Below are 14634 nucleotides of genomic sequence, written 5' to 3' on the forward strand. Positions count from 1 at the left end.
ATTTTAACTGAGGCACAAACATATGACTTTGCATTCGGATTCCAGACGGGGCGCACCCGGACATGATCGACTTCCCGACCTGATGCCATGGGCGGACACTGGTGCCGCAGGTAAAGTGCGGACCTATCAGAAACGTCAAAAGGCCATCGCCGCCAAAACCGCGCAGAATGACCACATTCGTGCAACGGTTCTGTCAGTTGAGAACAACCATTTGCATGGCGAACTTTATGTCGAGGCCCTCAAGGCGCGCAAACGGGTCTTTATCGACACCAAAGGCTGGGACCTGCCGCAGACCTCCGGCATGGAGTTCGACCAGTATGACACGCCCCAAAGCCGCACGGTTGTCCTGCATGAATATGGGCAGGTGGTGGCAGGAATCAGGCTTCTGCCAACTACGGCGCGCTGTGGTTGCCATACCTATATGCTCAAAGACGCCAAGGACGGCATCATTGATACGATCCCGCCCTATATCCTTTACGAAGATGCGCCTGTGTCCGACTGGGTCTGGGAAGCTAGCCGCCTGTTCATCACACCGGAAGTCCCCGCCAACCGGCGCATCAGAGTGCAGACGCGGCTCATGCATGAAATGGCTTGCACCGCAGTTGCCGAAGGCGCGACCCACGTCATCGGGATTGTCCCCTATGTCTTCAAACGCTGGCTGGAGCGACTCGGCATGAGCGCCCTGCCCGTTGGTCCGCGTGTGACATTCGACACCGACACTTCACAAGCCGCATTGATGCATGTCGCAAAAGTCGGCGCCATGTAGGGGTGACGATTGCTCTACACTTTCAGGTCTTTCACGTGCCTCACGCCGGCTGTGTAAAGTCTACGATTATAAGCGGCCCTTTGCTTTTCAGATTATACATCTGGTAATTGCGCCGGTCTTCACCCATCCTGTGGCGCGAGAAGGCAACTATTCATTCTCTGGAAGGTTGTGATTGAGTATATGTGTTTTGCGAAGCGGGCAAAGTCGGCTGCGCAGTAGGAACCGGTTAAAGTTGATGCCCCAAAAGATCACCGACAAACTGATCGAATGCCTGATTGAGGCTGCGTCATATATCGCAATCCTCCTCATCTGCATCGCCGCCTACCTGATGCTGTCCTACACTGAACTGAATGAGCTGCGCGAGGAACAAAGGCAGGATCTCTTCGCTGCACGTTCCGAAATTGCCGCCAAAATCCAGCAATCGTTCAGCAACAAACACCTGATTTCCCGTAGTGTTTCTGCGGCGTTCACCATCAATCCGGACATAACCCAAGACGAATTTTACGCATTTGGGGAGGCGATAAATGTCGAAGATCCATCCATTGATACGATCGCCATCGTAAACGGCACGATAGTGACGCACCTCTATTCGACGCTATCTATGGAAAACTTGCTCGGACGCGACCTAGCCGAGCGCCCGGAACAACTTCTGGAATTGGAAAAGGTTCGTCAGGAAGGCAGCACCCGTCTGAGCGGGCCAACATGGCTTCTCAGGGAATATTCCGGATTTGTCATGCGTCAGCCTGTTTCTACCAAGAGCACGGATGGAGATGGGCCCGAAAATACTGACATCGTCTCTCTCGTTTTCTCGACCGAAGCATTTCTCGATGAGCTGGGTCTGGATAGGTTCTCTGAACGATACGATATTGGGTTGAGTGTGGAGAGCGAGACACAGTCACGACAGCCGGTCTACGGGAACCTTGCGACGCTGAATGACGCACAAGCTATATCTACGCTTCCGATCCTTGGAACGGTCTGGAATCTGGCCCTTATCCCTCGCGAGACGCCAAGTCTTATTCCCAGTCGCGAAAGCCGGATTCTGACACTGCTTCTCATCGGCGGTGTCCTCGCGATGATGCTGACCCGATATTTGCATGTTTTACGCCGACGAAACCGGCGCGCGGCACATCACATCAAAACGGCTCTCGATACGGCTCCATCTGGCTTTGTCCTGTTTGATGCAAATGATCGCATTGAATTGTTCAATGACCGTTTTGCCGAATTGCTTGGTGATGCCGCGTCTTCGGTTCACAGAGGCGCGTCGCGCGAAAGCCTTCTACGCGCGACGCTGCGTCATAACATTTTCAAAATACCGATTGACGATGAAGAAGGCTGGGTCAAGGAGCAGCTACAGCGCCTCACTGTGCGCGGCGAGAGGAACACCGCCGCCCTGAGCGATGGCACATGGCTGCAAATTCTGGAACATACAACCAGTTCCGGCGGTCGCGTCATGATCCTGAACGATATCACCGAAACACTGCAAAGCCGTGAGCGCGCGAAAGTCGCGGAGCAACGGCTCAACGACGCCATTGATGCACTTCCTGTCGGGTTCTGGCTTTTTGATGCCAATGATCGTTTGGTCTTGTTCAACACTGTAGCAAGCGAGAAATTTGAAGGGGTCAACCGCGATTTGGCCATGGGCCGGCCGATCGAAGATCTTGTCAGGCGTCGCGTAGAAATTTCCAAACTGGTGCTGGTTCAGGGCAAACCGGTCGATGATTACAAACTCATCACACAAACACTTCAGGACGAGACATCGCAGATCGAAGTCCGCTATAGTGAAGGCCGCTGGTTCCGTTATTACACGCGCCGCACCTCAGAAGGCGGACTTGTCATGTTCCGCGTGGAAATCACCGACCTGCGCGAGCAACAACGCCAGATCGAGGCCTCTAACACAGAGTTGCGCGCGGCCCTGCGCAAACGCGACGAAGCGGAACAACGTTTGCAGGCCGTCGCGGACATGACATCGGAATGGTATTGGGAACAGGATGCCGAAATGCGTCTGACCCATATTTCGGAGGGGTTTTCGCGTGCAATGCTGGTCGATCGCAAAGACAACATCGGCAAAACCCGTGCCGAGATTTTTGGCCCCCTACCTACGACCGCCGAGACCCCTTTCGGCGAGATGGTGCAAAAGATGATCGCACAGGAGCCGTTTCGCGACATTATTTTTAGTCACAGCTTCACGCCCGACACAATCAAATGGGTGCGCATGAGTGGCAAGCCGCTTTATTCGCCGGAAGGTCTCTTTACCGGCTATATAGGTATGGCCGCGGACGTCACGCCGCTCTATCAGGCATTGCGTGAAGCAAAGCAGGCCGACGAGGCGAAAACCCAATTTCTGAATATGATAAGCCATGAGCTCCGAACGCCGCTCACGGCTGTTCTAGGGTTCAATAGTTTTCTCGCCAATCACACCAAACTGCCCAGCCACAACGCTTTGAGAGAGTCCCTGTCTTCGGGCGACGAGGCCACTATCCGAACGGCATTGGAGCAGTTTGAAAAGGATATCGGCCAGTTTACCGGACGGATTCAGGCCGCTGGCACACAGTTGAAAGCCCTCATCGACGACATGCTTGATCTGGCGCGTATCGAAGCCAATAATTTGCGGCTCAATCTGGGGTGTGTCGAAAGCGCGGCGGTCGCCAGTTCTGTGATCGAACAGACCCAGACGCTCGCCTCCGAGAAGGGGCTTGAGATCAAATTCGACCTGATAGATGCGCTCATCTATGCCGACGAAACGCGGTTTCGCCAGATTCTGACGAACCTTCTGGGAAATGCCTACAAGTTTACGGACGAAGGGCTGGTCGAAGTCAGAAGCTCCCTACAAAACGATATGGTTGTATTCGAAGTGCAGGATTTCGGCATCGGGATTTCCAAGGAAATGCAAAATCAGATCTTCGACCGTTTCGCGCAGGCCAAAGACGGGACAGACCGCAGGAATAATGGCGTCGGCCTTGGCTTGGCAATTTGTAAGGATCTCATTGCCGCGCAGAATGGCTGGATCAAAGTCAAAAGCGAGATCGGCACAGGCACGACGATGAGCTTTGCGCTCCCGCTTTGGTGCTCAAAAGCCTAAAGCAGCTCTTCCCCCAAACCCATTTGACATAGTTCTTTCTTAATTGTTCCTTATGGAAGCCCCGTTTGGAGTGAAAGTTATGTCGAGAATCCATAATATCGATTATGAATAAGTCTTGACCAGTCCGTATTAAGTGCTTTTGGGGTATCGACATATGAACCAATCAAACAGTGATTTCAACCCGGATGGCGCCCCGACTTTGGCGTCTCAACACCCCATACCCTCACCCGAAGACCTTTGTGCTGCGATGCCGACGCCGGTTCTCATGTTCAAGGGCGATTTGGATCATCCGATATATATGAATGCCGCCGCGGTGAACTTACTGGGCGAACACCACATCGAGAGCGCCCTTAAAAAACTATACAACAGTGAGCTTTTCGGATCGAATGAGGAGAAGGAAAAACTCCTCGGTACACTCCAGAGTTCCGGACATGCCGAATTCAGCACCCAGCCTCGTTGCGTGACAGACACGATCATCGGAAACATTTACACATCATCCGATCAAAACGGCGTGCCGTTCTACATCACCTTTCTCAGATTAGAAGCGAAGCTGACGAAACAAAAGCAATTTGCGCAGGATGTAAATTCCGTCATCACCCATGAGCTGCGCACACCGCTTACCAGCATCAAGGGCGCGCTGGAGATGCTGCAGCCGAAGGTCGTTGGGCCTTTGAGCGACAAGGCCACAGCACTTCTGAAAATCGCACATTCAAACTGTGACCGGATGCTCGAATTGATTCAGGACATGCTGGATTCCAACGAGCAGACACAGACAAAGAAAACTGGCAAGCGCGCGGTTACGGCGCTTGCCCCTATCCTCAGCAACATTGCGACCTCTTTACAAGGCTATGGCACCTATCACGGCGTCGAGATACGCTTGAAGTCAGTTGACGATACGCTTGCGGTAAGTGTTGTGCCCTCGCATCTGATCAAGATCGTCACCAACCTGATTTCCAATGCCGTGAAAGCCTCCCAGAAAGGTCAGCATGTCGAATTCTGGGCGGAAACCGCCGGGGACAAAATCGAAATTCTGGTGAAAGACAATGGCAGCGGCATTCCTGCGGAGATACAGGACCGGCTCTTCGATAAATTCACACGCAGCCAATGGCTCAACGCGAAATCCATCGGCAGTTCGGGACTGGGCTTGAACATCGTCAAGACGCTGGCCGAAACGATGGACGGGAACGTGTCATTTGTCTCTGATGCGGGCAAAGGCACGACGTTCTGCGTCACATTACCGAAAGCCCTTCTGACTTAAAGCCTTTGGCAAGCCGGATGTGAATGACCTTCTTGCAATAATCTGGCGGGCAGCCCCATGAACGGCGATTGTCGCGCAGGCTTAGCTGGCGTCAATAATCGCATCTTCCATCTGATCCAGAAGCGCCTCGACCTGACCTGTTAAAATGTCTTTGACGTCCGCAGATTGATCAAATTGCGCTAGGATGCCCTCGATCTCCGCCGCAGTGGACCCAAGTTCAGGATACCCCACCGTTGCGGCAATACCGCTAAGCCGGTGAACGATGAAAGACAGCTTTTTAAGCGCCTCCACGTCAGCAGGATTGCGCAGGATTTCGATGTGAAGGGTTTCGACTTCAGGTAGTCGCTCGCAGACAGTGTCAATGAAGCGCAGACGAGTATCTTCGATTGCTTTCTGAAGAGCGGGCGGAAGTTCGGAGCCGGCAAAATTCTGGGTCGTCATATCTCGCAATCCTTTGCACACAATGCCTGCCCGCCCCCACGCAACATCCTCGTGCATATTTCGGTGCATTAAGCGAACATCGTATTCACGTGCGCTCGTCTGGAAGTGTTCCGTTCTTTGGACACGCTCATAAGAGCCCGATTAAACATTTTTTGCGGCGTAGAGGCAAACATCGACATTTTGACCACGTCACCGACAAAGACCGTGACATCCATCGGGACGGTTTCTCCACCGATCAGACCGAACTCGCGCAAGGTCAGGGTCAGCTCGGCCTCAAGCTCGTCGCGATCCAAATGAGCTGTGCGCGGAAGAATTGCGATAAACTTGCCCTCTCCGGCATAGGAAATCATCGGGTCATATTGGCGGGTGTTTTCAAAAACAGCCTCAGCAACATCCGTCAGAATGTCATAAAATTCAGCGGGCGAACTCAGGGAGAAAAGTCGCTCAGGCCGGTCGATCTGAAACGCGACGGCGCTGAACATGAACCGCTGAACATGGGACATACGGTGGAGATAATTCTCCATTTCCATGCTGCCGATGACCCGGGGAACGTCGTAAATGATCACAGGGTCTGAAAATTCGAACTGTGTGTAAGAAGTAGGATGCGCGCTAGCTTGCAGTCCGAGGCGCAAATCTGCCTCGCGATTTTTCGCCTCTTGCACCTGTGTTTGTTCCTCGAACAACATCTGCGCTACACGCAACCGCGCGTGCATCTCGGTGATATCGATGGGTTTGGTCATATAATCGGTGGCACCCTGCATGAAGGCGGCGTCGACATGGGCCTTATCCTTCATGGAGGTCAACATGATTATCGGTGTCTGGCGATATTCGGGAAGCGCACGGATATGACCGCAAAGCTCGATCCCGTCCATTTCCGGCATTTGAATGTCGAGAAATATGGTCGAGAATCTCTCATCACCTGCGACGATAAGCTCAAGCGCCTCGCGGCCACTTTCCGCACATTGAATGTCTTCGTAACCATCACTCCGGAGAATCTCTTCAATCAGAGACCGGATATTTCGATCATCATCAACCACCAGTATTGCCATATCAGCCTCCAAAGCCTCAGGAAAACAGCCCTATTGCTTTAGAACTATCGGTAAAGTTGTCACAAAAACGGGCCGAATTACGGCAGAATTAAGTTCGGGAGAAAAAGAGAAAAGAAACGACCGGAAAAGGCATTCAAATCACTGACTTAAATCATAAATTTAATTTGACATAATTTTGATAATTTTGGCGTACCTCGCAGAATTTCTATGCCATCATGGCACTCAAAGATAAGAAAAGACGATAAATAGTGCCATTCAACGGACAAATAGCGATTCTGCGATTCCACTCTGACGTGTGCTTGTTTGAAGCAAGCGAAAGGTGTACTGAAATGATATGACTGAATTACGCCGCATCATTCACATAGAAGATGACCCCGACATTCGTGAAATCACACGCATGTCTCTGGAACTCGTAGGCGGGTTTGACGTCATTCAGTTCGCAGGGGGGGACATCGCCTTAGAAAACCTACCGGACGACGCGCCTGACATGATTTTGCTTGATGTCATGATGCCGGTCATGGACGGGATCGAGACATATGAGAGGCTTAGAGAAATCGATGCTTATAAGGATGTGCCAATCATCTATGTGACCGCCAAGACATCTAAGTCGGATTTCACGCACCTGAAAGAGAATGGTGCGCTGGACGTCATTATAAAGCCCTTTGAACCGATGGAACTTCCGGACCAGCTCCGCGCCATCTGGGCCAGCATCGCATAGGCATGCCTTTTTCACGGAAAAGTTGAATCCGTGCAGAGCGCTGAGACGTCGGCATGGGTTGTGCGAAGACCTTTCGGACGGGAGGATGCGACACCAGTCAATGACATGCGACATTATATACATTTCAAAAACTTAATGATTTTTTTCTCATCGTAGAATCCCTTCTTCGTGCAGAACTTTCCAAATGTGGCTTGCCTCCCGAAAAACGCTATCAGCGCTTTTTCACCGCGAGAGAACGCAAATCTGCTGGCAACAATCTTAAGTTGCAATTAACCATAATTTTGCCACGATTGAACTATAGCTTTTACCTCAACCAATGCGCACTCGCGCAAAAATTGAGTAAAATTATAACCTTAGCAGAGGGAAATTATGCGAATACTAATTGTTGACGATGACCCGCTCATTCGTGATTTGGTTCACACGGTGCTGCGGCAGGACAAAACCAACGAGGTTGTGGTCGCGGCCTCCGGTCCTGCGGCGCTGGATATTCTCCATCATGAAGACGAGCTTTTCGAGATGCTCATGCTCGACATCGAAATGCCGGAAATGGACGGGATCGAACTATGCCGGTCCATCCGAAAACTTCCCGATTACAAGACCACTGCAATCGTCATGCTCACGCGAAAGTCCGGCCTTTCGGATATCGAGGGGGCCTTTGCCGCCGGTGCGACGGATTACATCACCAAGCCCTTCGATGTGAAAGACATCCAGCCGCGCCTGAGAATTGCGCAGCGCAAAATGCGCGATGATTGTCTGACGGTGGCCCGCGAAATTCTCACTGACCCAACATTCGAAAACAGCAAAGCGCTGGAGTTTACTATGGAGACTCCCATTCGCATCACCGATGTTGAGCAACACACAGACCCTTTCTCCTTCGGCAATTACCTGTCGCAACTCAATCGCAAGAAGGTTGGTCAAAGCGTTGTCTTTGCGGTGCAGATCAATTCGTTCCACCGGCTATTTTCCACCCTCTCACCGCTCGAAGTTTTGAAGATATTGGTCGAGGTTTCGGAAGGGATCAGCGCGACAGTCAAGGGGCGTCGGCTTCTGAATACTTATTTTGGCTCCGGCGCGTTCCTGTTTATCAGTTCCAGCGACGCGCTTGAGGACTGGCAGAATATCGGGAAATGCTTAAACGAAATTCTCGCGGCGTCCGAGGCTGTGCGTGCAATGGATATTGGCAGTGATGTCACCGTGAAGATTGGTCGCCCTTTCCGCCCGGCCTCCCACCGCAACCAAAGGGTGCGCAAAACCTTTAATCGCGCGCTCGTGCAACTCGGCAGGCGTGCTCAAGTCGGCAAAAGTTCTGCGTAAGTGCAAGACTGCCGCCTTCCTCCACCTTTCAATCACAAACAAAACCAGCGCAGGCACGTCTTGCGATGGAGCCTCCAAGGCTCACGCGGACACGCTCTTGGCAAGATATCTGCGCGTTCTATCCCGACAGCGCACAGGACGACCTGAAAATTGCTCTAAATTCATCACAGAACTACCGTTAAACGGGATCAATAACTTCAAGTTTCGTGTTTTAAGTGTTCAAACATCGCAGTTCTGTCTAACATCGGCAGAACCAGATGATGAATTTTCAAAACAAGGACCCGCGGGGAAACAATGATGACGTGCTTGGAGGGTGTCCCCGCAAATCCGGTTTTTTGGTCTGTTTGCGGGGTCTGTGCTGTCGCGGCTTTAGGCTTGTTCACAACGTTAAAGCTCCAAAAGTTCCACGGTAAGTTCTATTACGCCCATACTTTCGGGGCCTTGATCTGGACCTTGCTTTCGGTCGGTTTTGAATCTGCATCCACAGATTTCGACTGTCAGTTCCAGTGGGCAATTCTGGCATGGCTGGGCAATGCGATGGTGCCAATCGCGTGGTGTTTCTTTGTCTTCGCCTATGTCGATCATGCCGCATGGCTCAGAAAACGCATCGTCTTCGCGGCTCTGACCTTGATCCCTTTGGGGATCTTCGCATTTGCGGCCACAAACCCGTGGCACAGTCTCGTCTATACAGATGCGACCCGTATCCTTCCGGGCGAGGACCATATCCAGTATGTTCACGGTCCCGGGTTTTATGTCATTGTCTCCATCCTCTACGCCTTTGTGATCCCAACCGTTTGGTGCCTCGGCAAGGCATTTAAGCGCGCGAAAAGGACGGCTTGGCCTTTGCTGGCCACGCTCATGGCAATAACCATGACGCCAATGACAGCGAATGCGGCCTATGTTGTCTTCGGATTTACCATCTTCGGGCTCGACCCAACCTCCTTTATGTTCACGCTGGGCATCATCATTTTCACTTGGATGCTCCTGACAAACAAAACCATGGATATGGCTTTTGTGGGCCAGTCCGCCCTATTCAACACGATGACAGAGCCGGTCATAATGATCGACCGTTTTCAAAATATCATGCAGATGAATGCGGCGGCCAAAAAAAGTGGGCTTAATCAAAAGTCGGGCAGTGCCATCACAGAGTTAATCGCGAACATCAAGAACATGACACCCTCAAGGTGTCCCGATCAACTCTGCTTCGAAGGCAGGATCTACGAACCCCGTATCCAAGAAATCGAAAGCCCGCTCGATCCAGTGAAAACCATACTGGGCTGGAGCATCACCTTTGTCGACATCACCGACAGGATCGCCGTGAGTGCGGCTCTGGAAGAAGCGCTGCAACGGGCCGACGAGGCCAGCCGTGCGAAAGACGAGTTCATCTCTGTCGTCAGCCACGAGTTGCGCACGCCTTTGACCTCACTCACAGGCGGCTTGTCCCTTGCCCTGAGCGGCCGCCTAGGAGATGTCAACGATCCTATTCTGTCACTTCTCAAAATCGCGCATCGCAATGGCCTACGGCTGACGCGGCTGATCGACAATATCCTGCTGACCCAGAAAATCAACGTCAATGCGCTGAAGCTGGGGAGCAAGCCGGTCAAGCTTGCTCAACTCCTCGAAGAGAGCCTTGAAGAAAACAAGATGTTCGCAACTGAGCGCGGCATCAAGCTTGCCCTGAAAGATGTGGATCGGGACGCCGTCGTCATCGGAGACGATTTTGCCATCCGTCAGATCATCGACAACCTCCTCTCGAACGCCATCAAGTTCTCAATAGAGAAAGGCGTTGTGGAGGGATCGGTCACAGCATCAAACGGACAGGCCGCACTGTCGATCACAAACTCTGGTCTCGGGATTCCTGCCGGCATGGAAAGTCAGGTCTTTGGTCGTTTTGAGCAGGTGAACGACAAGATTGAAAGCTACACCCAAGGGTCCGGCCTCGGCCTACATATTTCAAGAAATCTGGCCAACAAGATGTCGGGGGATATCTCATACGAAAGTGAGGAAGGTCACAAAACGACATTTTTTGCCACTTTCCCGATCGCTTCAACGGTTGACAAGGACTGAGGTTTCACGCGCTCCGCTCTCCGCCGATGTGCAAGTCGATTCTGAAGTGGTCCAGAAAATTCGGAAAGCGTACTAAGATGTATCCAACCTGTCCAAGACGATCCTGACCTTCTATTCCGATGATTAACGCTTGCGCGTGGCACGCTTAATATCTTTGACGAACTTCTCGCTAGGGCGTTTGCGTATTCCAGTTGTCTGTCTCATGTCCCACTCCTCCGTGGTTACGATGAGCCAAGAATACTCTTTTAACAAATACGGCTGTTTGGACCCATAAGCGCTGACGTCAGACATTCAGGATAGGTCGTTTCGACAATCCGCTCTCGAAATCGCCCTTAGACGGATAGCGCGTTTAGCTTTATCAGTTGGTCCATACTTTTCAACGTATTCGAGTAAGGCTTCCTCCAGCTGATCTAAACAGCTCTGAGCAACTGTCTGCTTCTTATCCATCTCGCTTTTCCATTATTTCCATGCCAACCTAGCTTGGTAAAGGTTAACGGAGCGTTAACGCAGCAGACACAAAAGAAGACAAAATGAACCACCACTATCATCAAACCGAATGGACAGAGCTTCCAAACGAGCAATTGGGCGGCGACGCGGATTGAAAAAAGCATCTCGGTGCTGTGCCACAGCGAGGGGATTGCGGCCTCTCTCAGTGCCCTGTTAACAATAACTCGCCCGCCGAATTTTGGACTTCGCAGCGGGAGTCTCGAATTTCCTGTATCTCCCTCCAGAATACCGCGTACAGTCCAAAGCATACCCTTGGCTTACTGCGATTGCAGCGATATCCTGACCAGCAAGAAAACAAACTCCGACCCAACGATCATAGGTTCGGTCCCCATTTAATTCGCAAATCAGTGTTTGCCCGCCGACCAACCGTCGCATAAAAACAGCAGCGTTTTTTCCTGCGCGCGTTGATGCCTCCGGACCATCCAAGCCGTTCAAACGTACTGGCGTCCCAGAAACAACGATCGTATCTACGTCCCGTACTTTAGTAACACGCCCTTCGATGACACGATCTCTGGCATCCGCAACTGACGGGACAAGTAGCAGGATCATTGCAAAGCCATAGATGAATTTCATGTTGAGCCGTTTCAATGTGAGGTCCCTTAGCTCAAAGATGCGCCGCCGGAATGCTTTTTAAAAACAGTGAGCTTTATCCGCGCGGTCAACCCATGCCATATCTCAGATCGCCAAGACAGTCCGTGATGTTACCCTTTTTCAAAGAACCCGTCGTGTGGCTTCGAATGGCCAAACGACACGGTATCCGAGCCGAACCTAAGGTTGATATTATCCACGATCTTTCCAAGCTTTTCGCGCTCGACCTTCGTTGCTTGGGGCAATGGTAAAATTAAATTAGACACCCGATCTTCAAGGCGCTGGATGCTTCCCAACTGCGCACCGACGGACAAGCCACGCAATCCTGATATTTTCTCAATGAGACACGTGGGCCACGCCCATGAAGGCTTAAATGACACTCATGCATAAAAGCTTTTTAAACCTTTTGTTAACCTTTGTCTGAAAGGTTATTGAACAGTAACGGAGACGCCCATGAGCCCTAGATTTTATTTAAGCATTGCCATGATCGCAGGCATCGTACTGATGGCACTGATGGCGGGCTATGCGGTCGGGATCAAACCCTATGCAGGTGTTGTCACGTATTTAGTTACTGTAGTCGGCGCAGGGGTTGTTGCTTGGTTTATATCCGCACGCTCAGCTGAAGGCGACGACGAGAATTTCTAATTGGCATACATAGCCGCGCCTCGAGCCTCCCCCGCAGGGAGTAACCTCTGAATTTCCTACCTAACTCTGGCGTTGAAGATTTTCTAAGAACGGATTGAGCTCTGTTCGATAACTGAATAGCCACGGGTATTGTCACGTTAAGTCGCGCCTTCGTTAGTTTTTGGTTTCGACGGTATCTCAAGCGACGTTTGCAGCGGATTTTCATGCGTCGAACTCTTTAAGACGGTGGTATCGGATGGTGAGGGCGGAGCGACGGCGGGCTGGGACAGAGAAACGGTTTCGGGTTGCGGACTGCATGGAGACGAAACGCTGCAATCCACCCGGCGACCGGAAGCCCTGCATTGCTCGCTCTCGTTTTCGGAAAGGCTAATGGCTGTTCTCTGCCCGGTTATTGAGACCCCTGTGGGACCAATGATCAAGACCGGGCGCGACCTCGCGTTTTACGGCGCCATAGGATCGAAATTTGTCCGTAATGATCCGTTTGGGCACAAAGCTCCAACGTTTCATCAGATTGATCAAAAGTCGCAACGCCGCACGCTTGTCACTCTTCGATTGCAGGATTTCCTCAAGAACGACGCTGTGTTGATCGACTGCGCGCCATAGCCAGTATGTCCGACCCGCGATCTTCACAACGACCTCGTCCAGATGCCAGACATCATCAGGGCGCGGCTGCCGCCGCAGAACATGGGCAATCAGAGGGACGAACTTGACGGTCCAGCGCCGGATCGTTTCATATGAGATGCCCACGCCCCTTACCAACATCAGTTCCTCGACCTCGCGCAGACTCAAGTTAAACCGGGCGTAGAGCCAGACAACATGTGCAATAATCTGAGGTGGAAAGCGGTGACGCTGGTAGCTGATTTTCTTTGTGTGCATCGACACTGCCTACGCCCAGATCAGCAATCAAGCAACTTCAGGCCCGTTAATGTGACAACACCGTTCCGCTTCATCTCGGACATCTGCTGCCAGTGGGTTTCACCGAATTTGGTCAGCGCATCGTTCATCAATACCGCACTGAGCAAAACACCGGCACTGGTGCTGACCCCGACGATCAAGTAAACGATCTGCATATCGGCCGGATGGGTCATTCGGAGACCCCCATAGCTGCGCGCCAGCATCAGGAAATCGATATCCGTCCAGACACCGAACCAGCGGAATGTTAGAAAGGCCGACGCCAGAACATACCCCAACACTGCACCGAGAAGAGCAAAGCTGATGACGCCGAGTGCGATCCGCGCCTTACCCATGCGTCACGCCCTTTTCACCATCTGCATCGACGTGCCGCTCGCGTTGGAGGTCTATTTCCTCATTGGCGATTTCATCGAGGACATGCTCCATCGCCATACTGTTCGCCAGCACGGCATCGCTCTGCAGATAGGCCTTGGCCGCATAGAGCCGGTCCAGGCGATCTTCGATATGCTCCTCCAGCGTGGTCTCATCGCCAATCGCCAAGTCGGGTGCCTGCTCTTCACCGACCAGTTCCTCCAGCTCGGAGCGCAAGGTCTCGCACTCCAAGTCGCTGCGGAAAGGATTTTCGGTCGGGTTGTCCCTCATGCGGCTCAGGATATCTGCAATGGTTGGCGGCAGCCGGTCGACTATGGCTTCCTGCCGCTCGCCCTCCACCGCCCCACTGTCTTTGAGAACGTGCGCCTCGGCCAACACACGGCCCAGATCACTATGCACCTGGTCGAGGCGGTCGATCGCCTTCTCGAGCTCATCGGCGCGCGACAAGTCAAAGCCCTCCTTCTCGGCAATCGCCTTCAGATCCTGTCCAAGCCATTGCCGCTCGAGCGCGGCATTGCCCGCACCGATTTCAACGCGGCGCGTCACCTCTTGCGCGTCTATGCCGGTGCCTTTCAAAGCCTGTTCAAGACGTTCAGCAAGCGCCGGATCTTGCAGGGCACCTTGGGCCTCGGTCTGAATGTTCGCGGCCGAATAGATCCCACTTTGGGACGCGTCTTCGAGCAAGGTGTGGGACTGCGCCCCCATAGGACTGAGATGCGATAGTGAACGATAGATGTCGTTCAGCTCATGCTCGAGCGCCGCACGCCGCTCCACAGGGGCATCCGCAACAATGCGTTCGGCTTGGTTGATCTTGTCGTGAAAGGCATCCACGACCTCATCAAACGAATGCTGTTCTTCGGCCATGCCATATACCTTTCCATCTGCTTCAATCGGTTTGCCCTGCGCCAAAAGCGTCGC

The 14634-nt window shown here is 52.4% G+C and carries 11 protein-coding genes and 2 pseudogenes; 7 read left to right on the forward strand and 6 right to left on the reverse strand.

The window, feature by feature from the left end:
• Window positions 1-22: 22 nt before the first annotated feature.
• From ACN0TS_RS10795 to ACN0TS_RS10805, 3 genes are all read left to right on the forward strand, one after another.
• Window positions 23-766, forward strand: a complete 744-nt coding sequence (locus ACN0TS_RS10795) for an acyl-homoserine-lactone synthase (protein WP_417259361.1) — start codon at window positions 23-25, stop codon at window positions 764-766.
• Window positions 767-1001: 235 nt separating this feature from the next.
• Window positions 1002-3845: an ATP-binding protein gene (locus ACN0TS_RS10800; RefSeq protein ID WP_417259362.1), complete on the forward strand. Its 2844-nt coding sequence runs from the start codon at window positions 1002-1004 to the stop codon at window positions 3843-3845.
• A 265-nt stretch (window positions 3846-4110) separates the two neighbouring features.
• Window positions 4111-5103 (forward strand): sensor histidine kinase, encoded by a 993-nt coding sequence (locus tag ACN0TS_RS10805; RefSeq protein ID WP_417259363.1) that lies wholly within the window; start codon window positions 4111-4113, stop codon window positions 5101-5103.
• An 81-nt stretch (window positions 5104-5184) separates the two neighbouring features.
• On the opposite strand, the gene ACN0TS_RS10810 is transcribed toward ACN0TS_RS10805, so the two are convergent.
• Window positions 5185-5544 carry an Hpt domain-containing protein gene (locus ACN0TS_RS10810; protein ID WP_417259364.1) on the reverse strand — a complete coding sequence of 120 codons (360 nt, stop codon included), beginning with the start codon at window positions 5542-5544 and terminating at the stop codon, window positions 5185-5187.
• A gap of 68 nt (window positions 5545-5612) precedes the next feature.
• The gene (locus ACN0TS_RS10815) at window positions 5613-6593 is read right to left on the reverse strand and encodes a response regulator (protein ID WP_417259365.1); all 981 of its coding nucleotides are present in this window, start codon (window positions 6591-6593) and stop codon (window positions 5613-5615) included.
• Window positions 6594-6927: 334 nt separating this feature from the next.
• Here ACN0TS_RS10815 and ACN0TS_RS10820 point away from each other — a divergent pair, with 334 nt between their 5' ends.
• From ACN0TS_RS10820 to ACN0TS_RS10830, 3 genes are all read left to right on the forward strand, one after another.
• Window positions 6928-7311 (forward strand): response regulator, encoded by a 384-nt coding sequence (locus ACN0TS_RS10820; RefSeq protein WP_417259366.1) that lies wholly within the window; start codon window positions 6928-6930, stop codon window positions 7309-7311.
• Between the two features lie 369 nt (window positions 7312-7680).
• Window positions 7681-8625 carry a response regulator gene (locus tag ACN0TS_RS10825; RefSeq protein WP_417259367.1) on the forward strand — a complete coding sequence of 315 codons (945 nt, stop codon included), beginning with the start codon at window positions 7681-7683 and terminating at the stop codon, window positions 8623-8625.
• Window positions 8626-8922: 297 nt separating this feature from the next.
• Complete coding sequence (locus ACN0TS_RS10830) at window positions 8923-10692, forward strand: histidine kinase N-terminal 7TM domain-containing protein (protein ID WP_417259378.1); 1770 nt, start codon at window positions 8923-8925, stop codon at window positions 10690-10692.
• Between the two features lie 660 nt (window positions 10693-11352).
• Here ACN0TS_RS10830 and ACN0TS_RS10835 read toward each other — a convergent pair.
• The gene (locus ACN0TS_RS10835; protein WP_417259368.1) at window positions 11353-11787 is read right to left on the reverse strand and encodes a thermonuclease family protein; all 435 of its coding nucleotides are present in this window, start codon (window positions 11785-11787) and stop codon (window positions 11353-11355) included.
• Window positions 11788-12240: 453 nt separating this feature from the next.
• Between ACN0TS_RS10835 and ACN0TS_RS10840 the strand changes: the two genes are divergently transcribed.
• Complete coding sequence (locus ACN0TS_RS10840) at window positions 12241-12432, forward strand: hypothetical protein (protein ID WP_417259369.1); 192 nt, start codon at window positions 12241-12243, stop codon at window positions 12430-12432.
• Window positions 12433-12633: 201 nt separating this feature from the next.
• On the opposite strand, the pseudogene ACN0TS_RS10845 reads toward ACN0TS_RS10840, so the two are convergent.
• From ACN0TS_RS10845 to ACN0TS_RS10855, 3 genes and pseudogenes are all read right to left on the reverse strand, one after another.
• A pseudogene (locus ACN0TS_RS10845) lies at window positions 12634-13308 on the reverse strand (IS6 family transposase).
• A gap of 20 nt (window positions 13309-13328) precedes the next feature.
• Window positions 13329-13679: a hypothetical protein gene (locus ACN0TS_RS10850; RefSeq protein ID WP_417259370.1), complete on the reverse strand. Its 351-nt coding sequence runs from the start codon at window positions 13677-13679 to the stop codon at window positions 13329-13331.
• Window positions 13672-14634 (reverse strand): annotated as a pseudogene (locus tag ACN0TS_RS10855) (hypothetical protein); the annotation flags it as partial. The pseudogene ACN0TS_RS10855 and the gene ACN0TS_RS10850, both read right to left, overlap by 8 nt.

The organism is Celeribacter sp. (assembly GCF_048266405.1).
Lineage (GTDB): Bacteria > Pseudomonadota > Alphaproteobacteria > Rhodobacterales > Rhodobacteraceae > Celeribacter.

Excerpts from the sequence above, each read along its gene's own strand:
- ACN0TS_RS10795 (WP_417259361.1), top strand. The coding sequence starts at position 23 with ATGACTTTGCATTCGGATTCCAGACGGGGCGCACCCGGACATGATCGA.
- ACN0TS_RS10800 (WP_417259362.1), top strand. The coding sequence starts at position 1,002 with ATGCCCCAAAAGATCACCGACAAACTGATCGAATGCCTGATTGAGGCT.
- ACN0TS_RS10805 (WP_417259363.1), top strand. The coding sequence starts at position 4,111 with ATGTTCAAGGGCGATTTGGATCATCCGATATATATGAATGCCGCCGCG.
- ACN0TS_RS10810 (WP_417259364.1), bottom strand. The coding sequence starts at position 5,544 with ATGACGACCCAGAATTTTGCCGGCTCCGAACTTCCGCCCGCTCTTCAG.
- ACN0TS_RS10815 (WP_417259365.1), bottom strand. The coding sequence starts at position 6,593 with ATGGCAATACTGGTGGTTGATGATGATCGAAATATCCGGTCTCTGATT.
- ACN0TS_RS10820 (WP_417259366.1), top strand. The coding sequence starts at position 6,928 with ATGACTGAATTACGCCGCATCATTCACATAGAAGATGACCCCGACATT.
- ACN0TS_RS10825 (WP_417259367.1), top strand. The coding sequence starts at position 7,681 with ATGCGAATACTAATTGTTGACGATGACCCGCTCATTCGTGATTTGGTT.
- ACN0TS_RS10830 (WP_417259378.1), top strand. The coding sequence starts at position 8,923 with ATGACGTGCTTGGAGGGTGTCCCCGCAAATCCGGTTTTTTGGTCTGTT.
- ACN0TS_RS10840 (WP_417259369.1), top strand. The coding sequence starts at position 12,241 with ATGAGCCCTAGATTTTATTTAAGCATTGCCATGATCGCAGGCATCGTA.
- ACN0TS_RS10850 (WP_417259370.1), bottom strand. The coding sequence starts at position 13,679 with ATGGGTAAGGCGCGGATCGCACTCGGCGTCATCAGCTTTGCTCTTCTC.